17 protein-coding genes are annotated in these 19,075 nt (G+C 70.0%); 8 read left to right on the top strand and 9 right to left on the bottom strand.

Annotation, left to right across the window (positions count from 1 at the left end; genetic code table 11):
• Positions 1-557: 557 nt before the first annotated feature.
• From ACOZ38_RS01500 to ACOZ38_RS01490, 3 genes are read left to right on the top strand one after another with little or no spacing between them, the layout of a single operon-like run.
• Positions 558-1,433: a helix-turn-helix domain-containing protein gene (locus ACOZ38_RS01500; RefSeq protein WP_424528205.1), complete on the top strand. Its 876-nt coding sequence runs from the start codon at positions 558-560 to the stop codon at positions 1,431-1,433.
• Between the two features lie 27 nt (positions 1,434-1,460).
• Positions 1,461-1,664: a DUF397 domain-containing protein gene (locus ACOZ38_RS01495; RefSeq protein WP_424528203.1), complete on the top strand. Its 204-nt coding sequence runs from the start codon at positions 1,461-1,463 to the stop codon at positions 1,662-1,664.
• A 58-nt stretch (positions 1,665-1,722) separates the two neighbouring features.
• Positions 1,723-1,926, top strand: a complete 204-nt coding sequence (locus ACOZ38_RS01490; protein ID WP_424528201.1) for a DUF397 domain-containing protein — start codon at positions 1,723-1,725, stop codon at positions 1,924-1,926.
• Positions 1,927-1,929: 3 nt separating this feature from the next.
• Here ACOZ38_RS01490 and ACOZ38_RS01485 read toward each other — a convergent pair whose 3' ends face one another.
• Entirely contained in the window at positions 1,930-2,928 is a 999-nt protein-coding gene (locus ACOZ38_RS01485; RefSeq protein ID WP_424528199.1) for a DUF5937 family protein, read from the bottom strand.
• A gap of 70 nt (positions 2,929-2,998) precedes the next feature.
• On the opposite strand from ACOZ38_RS01485, the gene ACOZ38_RS01480 reads away from it, so the two are divergent.
• From ACOZ38_RS01480 to ACOZ38_RS01470, 3 genes are all read left to right on the top strand, one after another.
• Positions 2,999-4,276 (top strand): MFS transporter, encoded by a 1,278-nt coding sequence (locus ACOZ38_RS01480; RefSeq protein ID WP_424528197.1) that lies wholly within the window; start codon positions 2,999-3,001, stop codon positions 4,274-4,276.
• Positions 4,277-4,380: 104 nt separating this feature from the next.
• Positions 4,381-5,316, top strand: a complete 936-nt coding sequence (locus ACOZ38_RS01475) for a DUF5996 family protein (protein WP_424528195.1) — start codon at positions 4,381-4,383, stop codon at positions 5,314-5,316.
• Between the two features lie 51 nt (positions 5,317-5,367).
• On the top strand, positions 5,368-6,054 hold the full coding sequence (locus ACOZ38_RS01470) for a pentapeptide repeat-containing protein (protein WP_424528193.1): 687 nt from the start codon (positions 5,368-5,370) through the stop codon (positions 6,052-6,054).
• Here ACOZ38_RS01470 and ACOZ38_RS01465 read toward each other — a convergent pair.
• Positions 6,038-6,964 carry a class I SAM-dependent methyltransferase gene (locus ACOZ38_RS01465; RefSeq protein ID WP_424528191.1) on the bottom strand — a complete coding sequence of 309 codons (927 nt, stop codon included), beginning with the start codon at positions 6,962-6,964 and terminating at the stop codon, positions 6,038-6,040. The two genes, ACOZ38_RS01470 and ACOZ38_RS01465, sit on opposite strands and share 17 nt — an antisense overlap.
• Before the next feature lie 407 nt (positions 6,965-7,371).
• On the opposite strand from ACOZ38_RS01465, the gene ACOZ38_RS01460 reads away from it, so the two are divergent.
• Positions 7,372-7,854, top strand: coding sequence for a peptidase inhibitor family I36 protein (locus ACOZ38_RS01460; RefSeq protein ID WP_424528189.1), 483 nt, complete (start codon positions 7,372-7,374; stop codon positions 7,852-7,854).
• 62 nt (positions 7,855-7,916) lie between these two features.
• On the opposite strand, the gene nrfD is transcribed toward ACOZ38_RS01460, so the two are convergent.
• The 6 genes from nrfD to ACOZ38_RS01430 all read right to left on the bottom strand — a co-directional run bounded on the left by nrfD (position 7,917) and on the right by ACOZ38_RS01430 (position 15,695).
• Positions 7,917-8,855, bottom strand: a complete 939-nt coding sequence (gene nrfD / locus ACOZ38_RS01455) for an NrfD/PsrC family molybdoenzyme membrane anchor subunit (RefSeq protein ID WP_424528187.1) — start codon at positions 8,853-8,855, stop codon at positions 7,917-7,919.
• Between the two features lie 30 nt (positions 8,856-8,885).
• Entirely contained in the window at positions 8,886-9,674 is a 789-nt protein-coding gene (locus tag ACOZ38_RS01450; RefSeq protein WP_424536941.1) for a 4Fe-4S dicluster domain-containing protein, read from the bottom strand.
• A gap of 85 nt (positions 9,675-9,759) precedes the next feature.
• A complete protein-coding gene (fdh, locus tag ACOZ38_RS01445; RefSeq protein ID WP_424528185.1) occupies positions 9,760-12,981 on the bottom strand; it encodes a formate dehydrogenase in 3,222 nt (1,073 codons plus the stop codon).
• Positions 12,982-13,107: 126 nt separating this feature from the next.
• Positions 13,108-13,893 (bottom strand): isocitrate lyase/PEP mutase family protein, encoded by a 786-nt coding sequence (locus ACOZ38_RS01440; RefSeq protein ID WP_424528183.1) that lies wholly within the window; start codon positions 13,891-13,893, stop codon positions 13,108-13,110.
• Between the two features lie 77 nt (positions 13,894-13,970).
• A complete protein-coding gene (locus tag ACOZ38_RS01435) occupies positions 13,971-15,461 on the bottom strand; it encodes an SPFH domain-containing protein (protein WP_405143290.1) in 1,491 nt (496 codons plus the stop codon).
• 33 nt (positions 15,462-15,494) lie between these two features.
• Positions 15,495-15,695 (bottom strand): hypothetical protein, encoded by a 201-nt coding sequence (locus tag ACOZ38_RS01430; protein ID WP_424528180.1) that lies wholly within the window; start codon positions 15,693-15,695, stop codon positions 15,495-15,497.
• Between the two features lie 413 nt (positions 15,696-16,108).
• On the opposite strand from ACOZ38_RS01430, the gene ACOZ38_RS01425 reads away from it, so the two are divergent.
• The gene (locus ACOZ38_RS01425; RefSeq protein WP_424536940.1) at positions 16,109-18,010 is read left to right on the top strand and encodes an NAD(P)-binding protein; all 1,902 of its coding nucleotides are present in this window, start codon (positions 16,109-16,111) and stop codon (positions 18,008-18,010) included.
• Here ACOZ38_RS01425 and ACOZ38_RS01420 read toward each other — a convergent pair.
• Positions 18,002-19,042, bottom strand: coding sequence for an acyltransferase family protein (locus ACOZ38_RS01420; RefSeq protein WP_424528178.1), 1,041 nt, complete (start codon positions 19,040-19,042; stop codon positions 18,002-18,004). The genes ACOZ38_RS01425 and ACOZ38_RS01420 overlap by 9 nt on opposite strands.
• Positions 19,043-19,075 lie beyond the last annotated feature (33 nt).

Genomic DNA, 19,075 nt, shown 5'->3' with positions numbered 1-19,075 from the left:
ACTCAGCGGACGTACGGGAGCCGACGCGGGAGCGCGGCGCGAGAGTCCCAGGCGCCACCACTCGGCCAGCCGCGCCCGGAACTGGCGATCGGTCGGTGCCTCATAGGCGTGCCGCCCCCGGTGGGGAAGGCAACGGTCATCGTGGGCGTACGGCGAATCACCACACCACCGGCACCCCATAGGCGCAGGCGGCCTCTCGGCCCTGTAACGCATCCGGATGACACGAATAACCCTTGTAAAGTTGACCACGGGATCGGACCTCCAGTGTCCGTTTCAAGGAGTCCGTCCGGTGTTCGTAGCGCCTGACGGACTCCGACCTTTTGCTAGGTTTTATGAAGAAGATTTCGCTTATGCAGCGATATGTGTTGAGCCAGGACACGTGCATGTCTTTACCTTCTAAGGGTCCCCTCGACGGAGCACTTTTCGCACGAGCCACGACCTGACCTCACATTCAGCCTCCATGGACTATCCAGCCATGACAACCTCGTGTAATCATGCACTAACTCTAAGTCAGATGCAATAGTGCGTACGGAAGAGTGCGAACAGAGGAGCGGGGCATGCCCGATTACGGCAACGGAGTCCAAAGTCCAAGCCCGACCTTGCGGGCGCGGCGCTTGGTCGTGGAGCTGATCAAGCACCGCGAGGCCGCTGGATTGACGCGCGAGGAAACCGCCCGGCGTCTCGAATGGTCGCCGTCGACGATCTTTCGCATCGAAACGGGCCGATCCCGCCCTCAGCCTCGCAGCGTACGAGAGCTTCTCGACCTCTACGGCGTCACCGGCGCCGAGCGGGACGGCCTCATCCAACTCGCCCGGGAAGCCCGTCAGCCGGGCTGGTGGCACTCTTTCCGTGACGTGCTGCCCAACCCATATGAGGTCTACATCGGCCTGGAAGCCGGGGCCACCTCGCTCCACAACTTCGAACCAGTTACCATCCCCGGACTGCTCCAGACACCCGACTATGCCCGAGCCGTAACCAAGGGTGGAGCACAAGAACTTGGCCTCGACGAAATAGAGCGGCTGGTGGAAGTACGTCTTACACGCCAGCACATCCTTGCTCGACAGAATCGGCCTCGGCTATGGGTTGTGGTCGACGAAGCAGCCGTCCGCCGCGTAGTCGGCGGCCCGGAGATCATGCGTGCGCAGCTGCATCATCTGGTTAGTGCGGCAGAAGAGGGCAAAACGACCCTGCAAGTCGTTCCATTCGGTGCCGGGGCTCACGCGGGCACATCAGGCTCGTTCGTCATCCTGGGATTGCCGGAACCGGCCGAACCTCGCGTGGTGTATGTCGAGACGTTGACAGGCGATCTGTACCTGGAAGAGCGGTCTGACGTTTCCGCCTATACCATTGCATTTGAACGGCTGCGTGCTACAGCCCTGTCGCCGGACGACTCCATAGCTCTGGTGAAACGGGCAGCCGACGGCCGCGCCTAGAGCACAGAGCGAACAAGGAGCCGCGGGATGGACCGCCCCGACCTCTCCCGCCCAAGCTGGCGTAGAAGCACCTACAGCGGCCAGACTGGCAACTGCGTCGAGGTAACGGGCCTACCGGGTGGCCGCCGAGCCATGCGTGACAGCAAGAACCCCAACGGACCGATCCTGACCTCCACTCACGCCGAGTGGCGAGCGTTCATCCGGGGTGTTAAGGCCGACGAGCTCCGCTGATCATCAGGCGTGGCGCCGAACGGAAGACACTCGCGCATCAACTCAATGGGGTAGAGCCATGGATCAAGACTTCAGTGGGCTGACCTGGTACAAGAGCTCCCGCAGCGGCGCCAACAACGACGATTGCGTGGAGGTGGCGAACCTCGGCGGCGGGGGACGGGCCGTGCGGGACAGTAAGGATCCGGGTGGGCCGGTCCTTATGTTCGGGGCGGTTGAGTGGCGGGCCTTCTTGCAGGGTGTGAAGGCCGGCGGGCTGGGCTGACGGTCAGGCTTCGCCTGTTGCGAGTGCCATGCCGAGGGGCGTGCGCTCGTACAGCACCTGGTGGCCACGGCGGCGGGACGCCAGCAGCCCGGCGTGGCGCAGGACGGTCAGGTGTTCTGACACCGACGACGGCGCGAGGCCGTGCCGGTGTGCGAGAGCCGTGGTGGACGCGGGCTCGTCGAGGCCGCTCAGGATCGCGGCCCGGTTCGCGCCCAGCAGCCGTACGAGCGCGCCCGGCGCCTCGGGAACGGGACGCTGCCACAGGGCGCCCATGCCGCGCGCCGGATAGATCACCGTGGGCTGCCAGCGCGGGGCGAAACCGCTCACTACGTCGGGCCACACGAAGATGCTCGGCATCAGCAGCACACCCCGTCCGCCGAGGTCCCACACGCCCAGGTGCGCGGGCGGGCTACTGATCGCGAGAGTGCCGCCGGACCAGCGCAGGCCGGGGTGCAGGTCGGCGAACAGGCCCTCCAGCCCGCCGTCCGCCAACTGCCGCGACCGGTAGGCGATGTCGGCCTCCAGCAGGGAACGCAGGCGCGGCCAGTCCGCGGCGATCAGCGCGTGCCAGGCACGTTCCGTCAGATCGGCGAGCCTCTGCACGGCACGCTCGGGGTCATCGAGCATCTCCCTGCCCAGCGGCGACGCGGCGGCTCCGGGGGTGCAGGCCAGCGAGCGGGCCATCTCCTCGTGCGCCACGGCGGGATCGGTGGCCCGCAGGAGCGCCAGCTCGTCCTCGAACGAGGCGGGCGAGGTGAACGGGGTGCCCGGCGGCGGGCCCAGGAAGTCGGGCGTGTAACCGCCGCGCGGCATGAACAGCCACAGGGTCGAAAGGTCGAGGCCGGCGACCGCCTCCCGCATCCTCCGCAGCCACGGCCGGTGGTAGCCGTGCCGCCCCCGGCGTCTCAGGGTCCGTACGGCCTCATGGGTCTCGCACAGCGGCGAGACCGCGAACCGGCAGCGCAGCAGATCGTCGGTGCCGAACCGCAGTCGCAGCGGCATGGTCCCCCCGAAGATTCGGCTGCGACCGAAAGTCTAGAAGCCGCCCGGGTGCCCTGGGCAAGCTGCCGCCATGTCCTCCCCTCCCACCCCCGAGAACCCTTCACCCACCGAGGAGCGGAGCGCCGGTTATGGGGCCGTGTTCGTGGCGCCGGAGTTCCGTGCGGTTTTCGTCGCGCATGCGATGTCCACGCTGGGGAGCATCGTCTGCGAGATCGCCCTGGCCGTCCTGGTCTACAGGCTCACCGGCTCGCCGCTGCTGAGCGCGCTGACCTTCGCGTTCGGTCTGCTGCCGTACGTCCTCGGCGGCACTCTCCTTTCGTCCCTCGCCGACCGCTTCCCCGCGCGCCGGGTCCTGGTCGTCTGCGACCTGGTGTCCGCCGCGTGCGCGGCCGGGATGCTACTGCCGGGCATGCCCGTCGCCCTGCTGCTCGTGCTGCGCTGCGTGATAGCCGCCGTCGCGCCGGTCTTCACCGGCACGCGTGCCTCGACCCTCGGCGACATCCTCGGAGGGGGTGACCTGTTCGTCCTCGGCCGCTCGGTGATACGGATCGTCGCGCAGAGCGCGCAACTGGCTGGCTTCGCCATGGGAGGGCTGCTGCTGGCCGTCGCGTCGCCGCGTACCGTGCTCGCGCTGACGGTGGCGACGTTCCTCGGCTCGGCGGTGCTGCTCCGTTTCGGCACCCGCCGCCGGCCGGCGCGGGCTGCGACGGGCGGCGGGACGGTCCTGGGCGCCTCGCTCTCCGGGATGCGACTGCTGCTCGCCGACCGGCGGATCCGCGCGCTGCTCCTGCTGTCGTGGGTGCCGCCGATGTTCGTGGTGGTGTCGGAGGCCCTTCTCACCTCGTACGCGGACTCGCTCAGGCTGAGCCCGGCGGGACTCGGGCTGCTCATGTGCGGCATGCCGATCGGCGCGATCACGAGCGAGACCCTGGTGGGCTCGCTGCTCGGCCCGCGCGGCAGGGCACGCCTGACGATGCCGGTCGCCGTCCTCGCGATGCTGCCCGCCCTCGGGTACGCGTTCGAGCCCTCGCTGGGCTGGGCACTGGTCTGCCAGATCCTCACCGGATGCGGCATCTCGTACAGCCTCGGCCTGGACCAGTGGTTCATCGCCGCCGTGCCGGAGGAGTTGCGCGGCCGGGCCATGACGCTGATGACGGCCGGGTTGATGACGGCCCAGGGCCTCGGCATGACCCTGGCGGGCACGGCCGCCGAGTTCTTCCCGGTACACCAAGTCATCGCCTTCGGCGGCGTCCTGGGCATAGTGTGCGTATCAGCGGTGCTGCGATCCGTACGGACGTCGGCCCGCAGCACCGTCCATCGCGCGGAGGCCCCTCCTCAGCCCAGCTGAGCCTCGCCAACCGCCGCCCCTCTCCGGTGCCGATGCCGGACCCTTTGCCGGCTCAGGCTCGCGTTCGCCCTCTTGAATGTGATCTACGTGGGAACATTGGTGGCATGGAGTTGTTTCCAGCGATACCGCTGGCCGAGTGGCGCGACACCAAGTCCACGCTGCACCGGTTCGCCCAGGTAATCGGAAAGATCCGGTTGGCCGCCGGAGTCCGGCGCAACCACTGGTGGAACGCCCCGTTCCACCTCACCGGGCGAGGTCTGACCACACGTCCCATGGGGCAGGTCGACGGCAACCCCATCTTCACGATCGACTTCGACTTCGTCGGGCATCGGCTCCACATCACGACGGTGGACGGCAGAGCGATGTCGTTCCCGCTGTACGGCCAATCGGTGGCGTCCTTCTACCGTGACACCATGCGGGCACTGACCGATCTGGATGTGCGGGTCCACATCGACATACCGCACCCGTTCGACCTTCCGGACTCGGGCCGGCCGTTCGAAGACGACACCGAACACGCGGCCTATGACCCGGTCATGGTCACCCGTTACTGGCAGGTCCTCAGCCAGGTGAATCTGGTGCTGGAGGAATTCGCCGCCGACTACTCAGGCAAGATCAGCCCGGTACACCACTTCTGGCACACCTTCGACATCGCCTGCACCAGATTCGGGGACCGTGTCGTCGACCAGCCGCCCGATGCGGACCCGGTGACCCGCGAGGCGTACTCCCGGGAGGTGATCAGCTCCGGCTTCTGGTTCGGCGACGACTCCTTCCCCGAGGCGGCCTTCTACTCCTACACCGCTCCCGAGCCGGAGAGGCTGGAGAACGAGCCCCTGCTGCCCGAGGCCGCACGGTGGATCGCGCAACGCGGCAGCCATCTCGCCGTCCTGCCCTACGCCGACGCCCGGACCGAGGCCGACCCGCGCGCCACCGTACTCGCGTTCTACGAGAGCGCCTACCGAGCCGGAGCACGTCTGGCGAAGTGGGACATCCCCCGCCTCGCCTGCCCCGGCGGCATCACCGACCCGCTATTGAGCACCTGACACCTAGACGTCCTTCGCGGCGCTTCTGGAAGAGGTCGTAGGCTGCCGCCCATGTCTTCGCGAACCCCCAGCGCTCAGCGGCAGGCCCCGAAGGAACCGGTGGCGCCCAAACTGAAGGGCCTTCTGAGCGGCGCGCGGCTGCCCGAGCACGACCTCGTGGACGACGGTACGTACCGGTCGCTGGAGTACGAGGACGTAGACCTGTCGTTCCGCGACGCCGACACGGCGGAGTTCGAGGGCTGCCGGTTCCTCGACACGCGCTTGTCGGGCACGGTGCTGCGCCGGGGCGGTTTCTCCGATGTGGAGCTGGCGCGGTGCGATCTGTCGAACATGTCCGCCAGGTCGTCGTCGATGCTCCGCACCAGGGTGTCCGCGAGCCGGCTGACCGGCCTGGCGTGGTCCGAGTGCGGGTTCCGGGACGTGCTGTTCGACAACTGCCGCATCGACCTGGCGGGGCTCAGGTTCTCGACCTTCAAGAACACCGTCTTCCGTGACTGCAACATGCTGGAGGCCAACTTCCAGAACGCGGATCTGCGGGGAGTCCGGTTCGAGCGCTGCGATCTGGCGGGAGCGCAGTTCTCCAACGCCCAGATGGAGGGCGCGCGCTTCGCCGACTGTGTGCTGACGGGGATCGGCGGCGTCACCAGCCTCAGGGGCGTGACCATCAAGAGCCGGGACGCGCAAGGCCTGGTGTACAGCCTGGCGAGCGCCATGGGAATCCTCATCGAGGACGCCTGACGGCGCCGCCGGATGGGATGCGCCCCGGCACCCTCGCGTGGGTGAGCAGGGACAGGTCATAGGGCCGGAGTGCGTCGGATCTGTCCCACAAGGAGGCGTCGACGGCGTCGCGCTGGCGGGCGTGCTCGACGACGTCGAAGCCGTGCGCCTTCAGGAGGGACGCCATGCCCTCTGGGCCGAGGAAGGTCAGCCAGGGTTCGCCGCCCCCGGCCGAGACCGGCATCACGGCCTCGACGTACGCCTGACCCGCCTCGTCCCGCAGGTCCTCCGGAAGCATGCTGTCGGCGACGACCTCGGTGCCGGGCGCGAAGCCGCCGATCACGGTCAGGGTCTGCCCGATGGCCTCACGGGTGAGGTACATCGTGACGCCGAGCCAGCTCACGAACGCGGGCCGGGACGGATCGAACTCGTGGCCGACGAGACGGTCCAGCAGCGACTCGGTCTCGAAGTCGAGGGGGACGAAGGTAACGGTTCCCGGTACCGCGACCCCCGCGTCCTCCAGCAGCCGGATCTTCCACCGCTGCGTGGCCGGATGGTCGACCTCGAACACCTGAACCCGGACCCGGCCGTCCGGCTCCGGATGATCTACGTACGAGCCGCCGGCCGCCCGGTAGGCGTACGAGTCGAGGCCCGCGCCGAGGATGACGTACTGGCGGATGCCCCCGCCGACCGCCTCGGCCAGGCGGTCCTCGGTGTAGCGGCTCCGGGTGACGGCGGCCGCGCGAGCGCCCGCGAGGATGACATGCGTGCCATGAGCGCGGTGGTAGCCGACGAGCTCATCGGCCCGATCTCCCAGCAGCTCGTACGCCAGAGTGTCGGCGAAGATCCTCGGCTCGTCGTCGACGATCAGATGCGCGGCCCGCGCGGCGGCGGCCATGAGCGCGGTCTGGCTTGGTTCTCCATTATTCACACAAAGGACACTACATACAGATTTTGGCATTATATCAGGAAATAAAATCTTTCAAAAGCGCCATCGAATCACAATTAACTAACACCCGCCACGCCGCATTACCGCACACAGGCGCCGAAGCATCGCGGGATCCGCCCTGAGGCGGCGGTCGCCCCGTCCAGCCTGGCGCCGCTGACGGAGTTGCGGGGATCTGCCCGGAACGGGCATCCGCCTCCTTCACGCGCACGCCAACTGAGGGGATGGCGGCGGCAAACATCCGCGGCTCGCGCTCACCGCTCGTGGGCAATCACATACTCCCCGTGTCTAATGGCTGACGCATGAGGAACGGCCGGCCCGGCCCGGAGGGACATCCCTTCAGACGCAGCGGCCCGGTCGGACCGACGTCATTCGATAGCAGGGGAGAAATCGTGACCAATCGTGTCGTGATCAGTTTGGGAACGGCTGCCTTCGCGGCCGTTACCGCGTTCTCGCTCCCGGCCGCGTCGGCCATGGCCGCACCGGTTGACGAAACTCCCGTCACCGACACACCGCTGGCTCCCGTCACGGAAACGCCGCTGCCTCCGGGCGTGGTCAAGCTGACCGACGGCGAGCAGTGCCCGGCGAAGACACTGTGCCTCTACCGCGACTACGGCCACAAGGGTCCGGCCTACGGCATCGGAGCGGGCCACCAGGTGGACCTCAGCAAGCTGCCCATGGCCGGCGGCGTGGCCGGGCGACCCAGCGCGGCCAACAACATCTCCTCCTGGGTCAACAACACCGACTACAAGGCGAAGCTCATCAACATCGACCCGCCCGCGCTCAGCCGCTCGCTGAGGAAGGGGCGCTCCCTCGAGGAGCCGGCGGCCACCAACGACACCGTCGACAGGGTCGACTGGCCCGCCACCAAGTAGCCTCCACCCCGCCCTGGGCCGCCCGACACGGACGGCCCAGGGCCTTCGCGTCCGCCGACCGCTCACGAGCGCCCGGCCGTCACCGCAGCGGCGCGGGCGCGCTGGGGGACGACGGTGTAGCGGGGGTCCTTGGCCGAGGCGACCCCCGCGGAGAACACGCCGAGACGTACGCAGGCCGACGCGGCCATGAGAGCCATCCCCGAGAGCACGGCGACGGAGCGCCTCCGCCCGGCCAGCACCGCCCCGGTCGCCCCCGCCACGGCCAGCGCCTCTCCCGCGCGCAGCAGGGTGCCCGCGCGTCCACGCTCGTAGGACTCGGCGATCATGCCGATGCGGCGGCGCATCAGCCGCCCAGCGGCCAACTCCAGCGCGGTGCCGAAGACGGCGGCGCGGCGCGCGGGGGCGTTCTCCGAGGACGGCGCCGCGATCATGGCGGCGCCCGCCGCCGTGGCCGTGGCCGAGCCGGCGAACAGGAACGGCATCTCCCGGTAGCCCTCGTGCCAGGCGGGCACGGCGGTGTCGCTCACCAGCACGGCCGTGTACGTCGTGATCGCCGGGCCGATCACCGCGGCCCCGTAGCACGCCGCGCGACCGGCGAGCGGGAACCGCCCGGTGACGTCGGGGAGCATGCTGATCCCGACCAGCGGCGCGTACGCGGCCAGCAGCCACGAGCCGACGTTCATCGGCGAGGTGGGCTTGAAGGTGCGGAGCATGTGCAGGAAGCGCGCGGGCCGTCCGAGATCCTCGACGAGCAGAACCATCGACAGCGTGATCCCGGCGAGCGCGGCGACCTTGCCGGCCCGCGCGAGCCCCGGACGCCCGGTGAGCTGGCCTCCGGCGGCGAACACCGACGAGGCCCCGGCCAGGCCTCCCAGGTAGAGGTAGCCGCCGATGTTCGCCTCGCGCCAGGTCGGCGCCTTCAGGATCGGGCGGTTGTAGTACGAGACGAACTCGTCCGCCATCCGCGTCGCCTGGCCATCAACACGGCCTCGCGTGGTCATTTCACTCTCCTTGCCGCGTCCGGGCGCGGCTCATCGGGGTCCAACGGCGAAGGCGGTGGCGACACCGCAGGCCAGGGTCAGCGCGGCGACGGCCGCGTGCCGCCACATCGAGTCGAGGTCGCGCGTCGTGTCCTTCGGGGCCGGGGGCAGGCCGTACACCTCGGGCTCGTCGAGCAGCAGGAAGAAGGCGCCGTTGCCCCGGACCCCGTCCTCGGGGTCGTGACCGTAGAGGCGGGCGTCGGCGACGCCGTCCTGGCGCAGCTCCTGGACACGGGTGGCGGCGCGCTGCAGCAGTTCGTCCAGCGGCCCGTACTGGATGGACTCGGTGGGGCAGGCCTTGGCGCAGGCGGGGGTGAGGTCGTCGACCAGCCGGTCGTAGCACATGGTGCACTTGAACACCCGGCCGTCGCCCTCGCGCTTGTCGATCACGCCGTACGGGCAGGCGGACACGCAGTAGCCGCAGCCGTTGCAGATGTCCTGCTGCACGACCACGGTGCCGAACTCCGTGCGGAAGAGCGAGCCGGTCGGGCAGACGTCGAGGCAGGCGGCGTCGGTGCAGTGCTTGCACACGTCGGAGGCCATCAGCCAGCGCAGGTCGCCGGCGCCCTGGTCGCCGGCGCCGGCGGGCTTCTTGATGGGCTTGCGCTGCTCGATGAAGGCGACGTGCCGATAGGTGGACCCCGAAAGCTGCTCGGTGTTGTCGAAGGACAGGCCGGTGAACTCGAACGGCGGGTCCGCCGGGAGCTGGTTCCACTCCTTGCAGGCCACCTCGCACGCCTTGCACCCGATGCACACGGAGGTGTCGGTGAAGAACCCCATGCGGGGCGGATGCTCCGCGTAGCCGGTCTCCTCCTGGACCTGGGGCAGCCTCGTGGCCACCGGGATCGATCGCACGGTCATCTCCTCAGACCTCCTGGTGGGCGGGCTCGGTGATGCCGGCCCGGCGGCGGTACGTCTCCACCAGCCGCGGCAGGCCGGCGCCGCGTGGGCGCCGTCCTGGCTGGATGTCCGCGGTGAACGCCTTGTCCTCCTGGATGTCGGCGTTCGGGTCGAGCACGATGGGCGCCAGCTCGTTCGCCGGGTCGCCGGTGGCGCAGCCGTTCGGCCCGTAGTGGTACGGCAGGCCGATCTGGTGGACGACGCGGCCGTTCATGCGCAGCGAGGGGATCCTGTCGGTCACCATGACCTTCGCCTCGATCGCGCCCCGGGCCGTGATGATGGTGGCCCAGCCGCCGTGCTCCAGCGTGCGCTCCTCGGCGAGCGCCGGCGAGATCTCGCAGAACATCTCCGGCTGGAGCTCGGCGAGGTAGGGCAGCCAGCGGCTCATGCCGCCCGCCGTGAAGTGCTCGGTGAGCCGGTAGGTGGTGACGACGTACGGATAGACCTCGCTGCCCGGCGGGTGGTAGCGGTTGCCAGGACGGTCGTACGTCAGCCGCGCGGGATTGCTCCGGTGCGTGCGGTAGAGCGGGTTGTCGCAGGGGGTGTCCTGCGGCTCGTAGTGCGTCGGCAGCGGCCCGTCCATGAGCCCGGCCGGCGCGTACAGCCAGCCCTTGCCGTCGCCCTGCATGATGAACGGGTCGATTCCCGACAGCGCGTCGGTGCCCACGGCGTCGTGCGGCGGCCGGTAGCCGGGCGGGCGGTCGGCGATGAAGTCCGGGATGTCGTGCCCGGTCCACCGGCCCTGCTCCGCGTCCCACCAGACGTACGCCTTGCGCGCGCTCCACGGGTTGCCCTCGGGGTCGGCCGAGGCGCGGTTGTACAGGGTGCGCCGGTTGAGCGGCCAGGCCCAGCCCCACTCGTGCGACACCCAGCTCTGCTCGGTGTGCGGCTTGCGGCGGGCCGCCTGGTTCACCCCGTCCGCGAACACCCCGCAGTAGATCCAGCAGCCGCAGGAGGTCGACCCGTCGCCGCGCAGCTCGGTGTAGGACGACAGCAGGCGCCCGTCCGGGCCGTACCCGTTGACCTCCTGGAGCACCGCCTCGGCGCTCGGCTCGGCGATCTCGCCCTCCACCGGGTAGTCCCAGGTCAGGTCGAGGATCGCGCGGTCGCTGGGCGCGGCGGAGTCCGCCAGCCGCTCCCTGACCATCCGCCCGAGGTGGTAGACGAACCACAGGTCACTGCGGCAGTCGCCGCTCGGCACGACGGCCTCGTTGTGCCACTGGAGCAGCCGGTTGGTGTTGGTGAACGTGCCGCTCTTCTCGGTGTGCGAGGCCGCGGGGAAGAAGAAGACCTCGGTGCCGATCTGGTCGGTGCGCAGCTCGCCGCTCTGGATCTCCAGGCCGTCCTTCCACCAGGTCGCCGACTCGATGAGCGTGAAGTCGCGCACCACCAACCATTCCAGGTTCGCCATGCCGAGCCGCTGCAGCCGGGTGTTCGCCGATCCGACGGCGGGGTTCTCGCCGAACAGGAAGTAGCCCTTGCACACGCCTTCGAGCTGCGCCATGACCGTGTCGTAGGTGCTGTGCGAGCCGGTCAGCCGGGGCAGGTGCCCGAAGCAGAAGTCGTTCTCAGCGGTGGCCGCGTCCCCGTAGTACGCCTTGAGCAGGCTGATCATGTACGACCTGACCTCGGCCCAGAAGCCCTTCTGGGTGCTGATGACGTCCACGAATTCGTCGAGGTTCTCGTCGGTGTGCGCGTACGGCATCGGGATGTAGCCGGGCAGCAGGTTGTAGAGCGTGGGAATGTCGCTGGAGCCCTGGATGCTGGCGTGCCCGCGCAGCGCCATGATGCCGCCGCCCGGCCGCCCGATGTTGCCCAGCAGCAGCTGCAGGATGCTCGCCGTCCGGATGTACTGCGTGCCGACGGTGTGCTGCGTCCACCCCACCGCGTACGCGAAGGCGCTGGTGCGGTCGCGCCCGGAGTTGGCGGTCAGCGCGTCGCAGACCTTCATGAAGGTCTCGCGCGGGATCCCGCAGGTCTCCTCGACGACCTCGGGGGTGTAGCGCGCGAAGTGCCGCTTGAGTATCTGGTAGACGCAGCGGGGGTTGGTGAGCGTCTCGTCCCACTCGGGGTGCGGGGTCACCGGGGCGCCGCCCGAGCCGTGCGCCTCGCTCCTGCCGGGCAGGTGGCAGGCGTCCAGGCGCAGCCGCCGGCCCGAGACCGCCTGCACCGGCGGCCCCTTGTACTGCCAGCTCGTGACGTCGTACGTGCGCGTCTCGGGGTTCCATCCCGAGAAGATGCCGTCGAGGTCCTCACTGTCCAGGAAGTCGTCGGACACGATGGTCGCGGCGTTGGTGTAGTTGAGGACGTACTCGCGGAAGTCCTTTCCCTCCGTCAGCACGTGGTTGACGATCGCCCCGAGGAACGCGATGTCGGTGCCCGCGCGAATCGGCACGTACAGGTCGGCCAGGGCGCTCGTACGGCTGAAGCGCGGGTCCACGTGGATGATCGTGGCGCCGCGCAGCTTGGCCTCCATCACCCACTGGAAGCCGACCGGGTGCGCCTCCGCGAAGTTGGAGCCCTCGATGATGATGCAGTCGGAGTGCTGCAGGTCCTGCATGAACGTGGTCGAGCCGCCCCGGCCGAAGGAGGTGCCGAGACCGGTAACCGTCGAGCTGTGGCAAACCCGGGCCTGGTTCTCCACCTGCACGACGCCGAGCCCGGTCATCAGCTTCTTGATGAGGTAGTTCTCCTCGTTGTCCAGGGTGGCGCCGCCGAGGCTGGCGATGCCCATGGTCCTGGCCACCCGCCTGCCGTCGCACTCCTCCTGCCAGGTCTCCCGCCGGGTGCGCACCACCCGGTCGGCGACCATCCCCATGGCGGTGTCGAGGTCGAGCCGCTCCCACTCGCTGGCGTACGGCCTGCGGTACAGCACCCCGTGCTCGCGGCCGGGGCCGGTGGTGAGCTGGAGCGTCGCCGAGCCCTTGGGGCAGAGCCTGCCCCGGCTGATCGGGGAATCCGGGTCGCCCTCGATCTGGACGACCTTCTCGTCGCGCACGTAGACGTCCTGCCCGCAGCCCACGGCGCAGTACGGGCAGACGGACTTCACCACCCGGTCGGCGGTGGCCACGCGGGACCTCAGCGCGTCGGTCCTGGGTGACCTGACCGCCGCGCCCAGTCCGCACGGGTCGGGGCCGGTGAGCTGCCGAAGCACCGGCCACCGACCCAGGAAACCACTGATCCCCATTTCGCCCCCGCCCGCATCAACTCGGCGAATCAACACCGTTGCCTTCGGGGGGCACACCACGCTTTCTGCCCGTACCTCCCCTGCGGGGAAGAACTCCAACCTCCGGGACGAGGGGGAGAAACGGCTCTACGCGTCGTACGGGCTGGCGCCGGAGCCGATCGCGGTGAGCATCGTGGCCAGGTGCGCCTGGACGGCGGCGTGCAGGCCGTGCCCGAAGCTCACCCGCGCGACGCCCAGCGCGCCGAGCTCGGCGAGCTCGGCGAGGGACGGGACGCCGGGCCGGAACAGCACGTTGACCGGCCCGCCGATCTCGTCCGCGAGCACCCGGATGACGTCGGGATCCGAGGCGAGGATGGGGTACACGCAGTCGGCCCCCGCCCGGAGGTAGCCGCGCCCGCGCTCGACCGCCTCTGCGAGCCGCTGGGCCTGCGTGCCCTCGCCGTGGGCGAAGGTGTCGACCCGCGCGTTGAGTACCAGGTCGACGCCCGCGTCCGCCGCGGCGGCCCGCACCGCGGCCAGGAAGTCCGCCTGCTTCCCCGCGTCGACCATCGTGCCGGTGGCGGGGTCGGAGTCCTCCAGGTTGAGCCCCACCGCACCGGTGTCCGCCAGCCGTTCGACCAGCTCGGCGGGCGCGAGCCCGTACCCCCGCTCCAGGTCGGCGGTGACCGGCACCGGCACCGCGCGCGCGATGCGCGCCACCGCCTCGAACATCACGCCGGGCGGGGTCGTCTCGCCGTCCTCGTACCCGAGGACCGGGGCGACCGCCGCGCTGCCGGTGGCGACGACCGGGAACCCGGCCGCCACCACCGCGCGCGCCGAGGCGGCGTCCCAGATGTTCGGCAGCACGAGCGGGCTTCCCGGCACGTGCAGCGCACGCAGCGCGGCCGCCCTGGCATTGGCGTTCGTCGTCATGAGCCCCATGCTAGGCAACCACTGGACCGGCGATCAGATCCACTTCGCCGCCGGAACGCTGGACCACTTTCGATGCCTCAGCTCGCGTCGAGGGACTTGTCCGCCACCGGCTCGGTGCCGTTCAGGCTGGGCGGCGTGGCGCCGGACAGGAGGGAGCGAGCGAGGCCGAGCCCGGTGCCGCCGAGCGTGAGCGCCTTGGCGAGCAGCTCTTCCACGCCCTGGGCGCCGTTCAGGACGACCATGTGGTCGATGTTGCCGAACGCCTTCGAACCCGCCTCGACGATCGCCGGCCAGTTCTCGGCGAGCTGCTGGGCGATGACCGCCTCCTGGTTCTCGGCCAGCGCCTGCGAGCGGGCCCTGATGGAATCGGCCTCGGCCAGACCCTTGGCCCTCGCCGCCTCCGCGTCGGCCAGACCGCGCGCCTTGGCCGCCTCGGCCTCCGCGAGGCCGCGCGCCTGCGCCGCCGCCGCCTCGCCCTCACCGGTGGCGCGAGAGGCGGCGCCGGCCGCCTCGGCGCGGAGCCGCACGGACTCGGCCTCGGCCGCGGCGGCCTGCTTCACCTGCGACGCCTGCGCGGCGGCGCGCAGCTCGGTCTCCTTGGCCTCGGCCTCCGCCTGGGCGATGCGGGCGTCGCGCTCGGCCTGCGACAGCGTCACCGTCTCGTACGCCCTGGCGTCGGCCGGCTTGCGCACCTGGGACTGCAGCCGCTGCTCGGCGAGCTGGGCCTCCAGCTCGGCGGCGCGGGTCTCCTGAACGACGACCTCCTGGCGCGCGGTCGCCTCGGACAGCGGGCCGGCCTGGCGCGACTTGGCGGCGGCCTGGTCGATCTCCGCCTGGTATCCGGCCTGCTGGATCTGCGACTCGCGGACGGCTCCGGCCTTCTTGGCCGCGGCGACCTGCTCGGCCTCGGTGGCCTCCTGGTCGCGCTGGGCCTCGGCGATGCGGGCCGAGGCTGCGACCCTGGCGGCGTGCGGCTTGCCGAGGTTGAGGATGTAGCCCGTCTCGTCGTCGATCTCCTGGATCTGGAGGGAGTCGACCACCAGGCCGAGCTTGCTCATCTCGTCGGCGGCGCTGCTGCGGGTCTCGCCGGTCAGCCGCTCGCGGTTGAGGATGAGGTCCTCGACGGTCAGGTTGCCGATGATCGAGCGCAGGTGGCCGGTGAACAGCTCGTGGATCGCGCCGTTCATGCTGTCCTGCTGGTCGAGGAAGCGGCGGGCGGCGTTGGCGATCGAGACGAAGTCGTCGCCGACCTTGTAGATGATCACGCCGCGCACCTGCACGGGGATGCCCTGCTGGGTCACGCAGTTGACCTGGAGGTTGGTGGCCCGGCTGTCGAGCCGCAGCCGCCGCGCCGTCTGGAACCCGGGCAGCACGGCCGCGCCCTTACCCGTGATTATCTTGAAGCCCAGGCTGTCCGCGAGCTCGTTCCTCGTGTGCGCACCGAGGCCGGAGATGATCAGCGCCTCGTTCGGCTCGGCGATGCGCCAGACGGCCTTGAACAGAAGAATGATGACGACGAGCAGGACGATGACACCGCCGGCCCAGATGGCCAGCTCCGTGGTGGTCATGGAGACCTCCGAAAATGAGGGGGAGAGGAAGAGTCAGACGATCGCGCGTGCCACGTAGACCGTGCGCGGCGGCGAATACTCGACGACGACGATGATCGTCCCTACCGGGATCTCCTCGTCGGGAACCGTCGGATGGGCGTAGAAGGCCTCGACGCCCCCGCGTATCGGCACCATCACCTCGCCCACAAGGCCCGGCCCGATCCTGCCGGTCACCCTGCCCTGCCTGCCGACCACCCGTACACACCCCGTCGCCGCACATCGACCGTGAACGCGAACGTTACCCCGTTCGCCGCGTTACATCATCAGCGGAGCGAGTGCCGAACAGCACTTCACCGCGAATTCGTACGTCCGCGTCTCGTCTTCAACCGGCCAACGACCGGCCTGATCACCGCGTTCCCATCGACAACAGCGAATCGGCACTCAAAGCAGGATGTCACCCGGGCGGTCGGCGCAATAAATGCCAAAAGAGTTGGCCCGCGCTCCCCGACACGCTCCGTTTCCCGCTCCGCCCGGCTGATGATCGCGGCATGATGGCTCATTTCCCGCTTGGCGGAGATTTTCCGGGAAGACGAGCACACGAGCACGGGGAGTCCGTCTCCGAGCCGCCCCCCGGATCCGGTGACGTACAGCGGAGACGCGTGCTCGGGATGGACCGCGAGATCAGCCGCAGGGACTTCTTCGACGGGGTGGCGGCGGTGGCCGCGTGCGCGGCGCTCGGCTCCCGCACGCGGCACGCCGGAGCCGCCGCGGCCGGGCACGCGACGCGGCTCCCCGCCCGCTCCCACGGACTCCAGGGCGACACCCCCGACGCGCTCGGCGTGGCGCACGCCCTGCGCGACGGCAGGTTCTGGGAGCGCGCGGGCCCGCCCGAGCCCACCGGGGAGAGCTACGACCTCGTCGTGGTGGGCGCCGGCATCAGCGGCGTCACCGCCGCCTACACCTGGACACGGCGCGACCCCCGCGCGCGGGTGCTCATCCTCGACAACCACGACGACGTCGGCGGCCACGCCCGCCGCAACGAGTTCCACCCCGCCGGACGTACCGGGCCGCTGATCGGGCACGGCGGCTCGCGCTCGCTGTACGCGCCCTCGGCCTGGTCCCCGGACGGCAAGGACCTGCTCGCCGGGCTCGGGGTGAAGTCGCGCGGCGGCCACCTCGACCCGGACCTCTACCCCGGGCTGCTGATGCACGACGGCGTCTTCTGCGACAGGGAGTCCTTCGGCGCCGACAAGCTCGTGGTGCTCGACCCGGGCAGGACGACCGCCCAGTGGGTCGCGGAGCTGCCGATCACCGTCCAGGCCAGGAAGGACCTGGTCATGCTGTTCGACGATCCCCCCGACTGGTTTCCCGGCCTGCGGGACGAGGAGAAGAAGGAACGGCTGGCCGGGCTGACGTACGCGGGCTTCCTCCGTGACGTCTGCCGCGTGCATCCCGACGCCGTCAGGTTCTGCCAGACGATGCCCAACACCACCTGGGCCTACGGTTCCGACGCGCTGGGCGCCATCGACGCGTGGGCGGGCGCCGACCGCTTCACCTATCCCGGCTTCGCGGGGCTGAAGCTGGACGGCACCAAGCCCTCGGCGTACAACTCCCCGAGGGTGACCAGGAGCTGGGCGGCACAGGACGCCGACGTGTACTGCTTCCCCGAGGGCAACCAGGCGCTGGTCCGCCTGATGGTCGCGCGCATGGTGCCCGGGTTCGCGGGGGCGGCCTCGGTGGAGGAGATCACCACCACGTCCTTCGACTACGGCCGCCTGGATCGTCCCGCGAACCGCGTGCGGTTGCGCCTGTCCAGCACGGTGGTGCTCGTGCGCAACGACGGCCCGGCCGAGACGGCGGCGACGGCGACCGTCGGCTACTTCGACGGCCACGGGGTCAGGACCGTGCGGGCGGGCGCGGTGGTCATGGCCTGCTGGAACATGGTGATCCCCCACCTCGTCCGCGACCTGCCCGCGGAGCAGAAGGAGGCGCTGCGCCAGGCGGTGAAGCTGCCGGTCGTGTCCGCGACGGCGCAGCTCCGCGACTGGCGCGCCTTCAGGGAGGCGGGGATCCGCCGCGCCCGCTTCACCGGGGCGTACTGGGTCACCGCCGAGCTGGCGCCGCCGGTCAGCGTCGGCTCCTACCGTTGCCCGAGGAGCCCGGACGAGCCGATCAACGTCCACCTGGTCCACACCCCCGCCACGCCAGGGATGGCGCCGAGGGACGCGGCGGTGGCGGGGCGCCGCGCCCTGTTCGGCACCCCGTACGGCACGCTGGAGTACGGCGTCAGGGAGCAGCTCACCCGGCTGCTCGGCCCCTGGGGGTTCGACCCGGCCCGCGATATCGAGGCGCTCACCGTCAACCGCTGGGGTCACGGGTACGCCCCCGAGTACGCGCGGCCGTGGGACGCGTTCTACCCGGACGGGCCGTTCCCTGCCGACACCGCCCGGCGGCGCTTCGGGCGCATCGCGATCGCCAACTCCGACTCGGTGCCCGGAGCGGACGCGGACGCCGCCGTCAGCGCCGCGTACAGGGCCGTACGGGAGCTGGAGGACCGCCGGTCACTGTGATGAGGACCGCGGGCGGCGGATCATCGTGAAGGCCCACGAGGTGTCGGGCTCCACGGCCCAGCGGGTGAGGCGGCGCACGGGCGGCGTGCACAGCACGGTGGCGAGCACCACGCCGAAGGCGGCGACCAGGGCGATGCCCCACGGAGTGGCCAGCCCGTCGTCGTACCTCTCCATGACCTTCACCACCAGGCCGTGGAGGAGGTAGGCGTACATCGTGGCCGCGCCGAGGCCGGAGTACCACGTGCGCCGCGAGGGGGTGACGGCGAGGAACGCGGCCACCAGCAGCGCGCCGGCCGACAGCATGCCGAGCCTGATCAGGGTCCCTGTGACGTCGCCCACGCCGATCTTGTCGTTGCTGTGCCGCCACCGGATCCACTCGGTCGCGATGTCGGTGTGGAAGGCCAGCGCGGCGACGAGGCCGGTGGCCAGGACGACGGCGCCGAGCACCCGTACCGGGGGGCGCTTGAGGAAGTCCAGGTGCTCGGGGCGGAGCATCAGGCCGAGGACGTAGAAGGGCAGCAGTCCGAGCGTGCGGTTCATCGACAGCTCGTCGGGGAGCTCACTCATGCCGGAGAGCAGCGACAGCCCGACCGCGACGGCGAGCGGCCAGCGAAGCTGCTGCCACACCGGGGTCGACAGCCGCCACATGAACAGCGACATGAGGAACCAGGTGAGGTAGTACGGGTCGAGCAGGCTGATGTCCAGCTTCCCGTACAGGATGAGGCGCGGCAGCGAGTACACCAGCTCGAAGATCACGTACGGCACGGCGAGTCCGCTGATCAGCTTCCTCGCCTTACCCGCCGAGAAGGTGAAATTTCGTGATAAGTAGCCGCTCAGGGTGATGAAAAGCGGCATGTGAAACGTGTAGCCGAAGAAGTAGAGCGCGTGCGCGACCGGCACGTCCCGGAGGTCCTCGATGAGGTGTCCCGTCACCACCAGGATGATCGCCAGGTACTTGGCGTTGTCCAGGAACGGATCGCGAGTGGAGGGAGCGGCGATGCCGGAGGGGGCGGCGGTGGCGGCGGTGGTCACAGCCCACGAACCCTAGCGAGACCGCCTGGGAAT

Origin of the sequence: Sphaerisporangium viridialbum, from assembly GCF_049674955.1 — a bacterium.
In the GTDB taxonomy this organism is placed as follows: domain Bacteria; phylum Actinomycetota; class Actinomycetes; order Streptosporangiales; family Streptosporangiaceae; genus Sphaerisporangium; species Sphaerisporangium viridialbum.
This window is presented reverse-complemented; position numbering and strand designations above follow the sequence as displayed.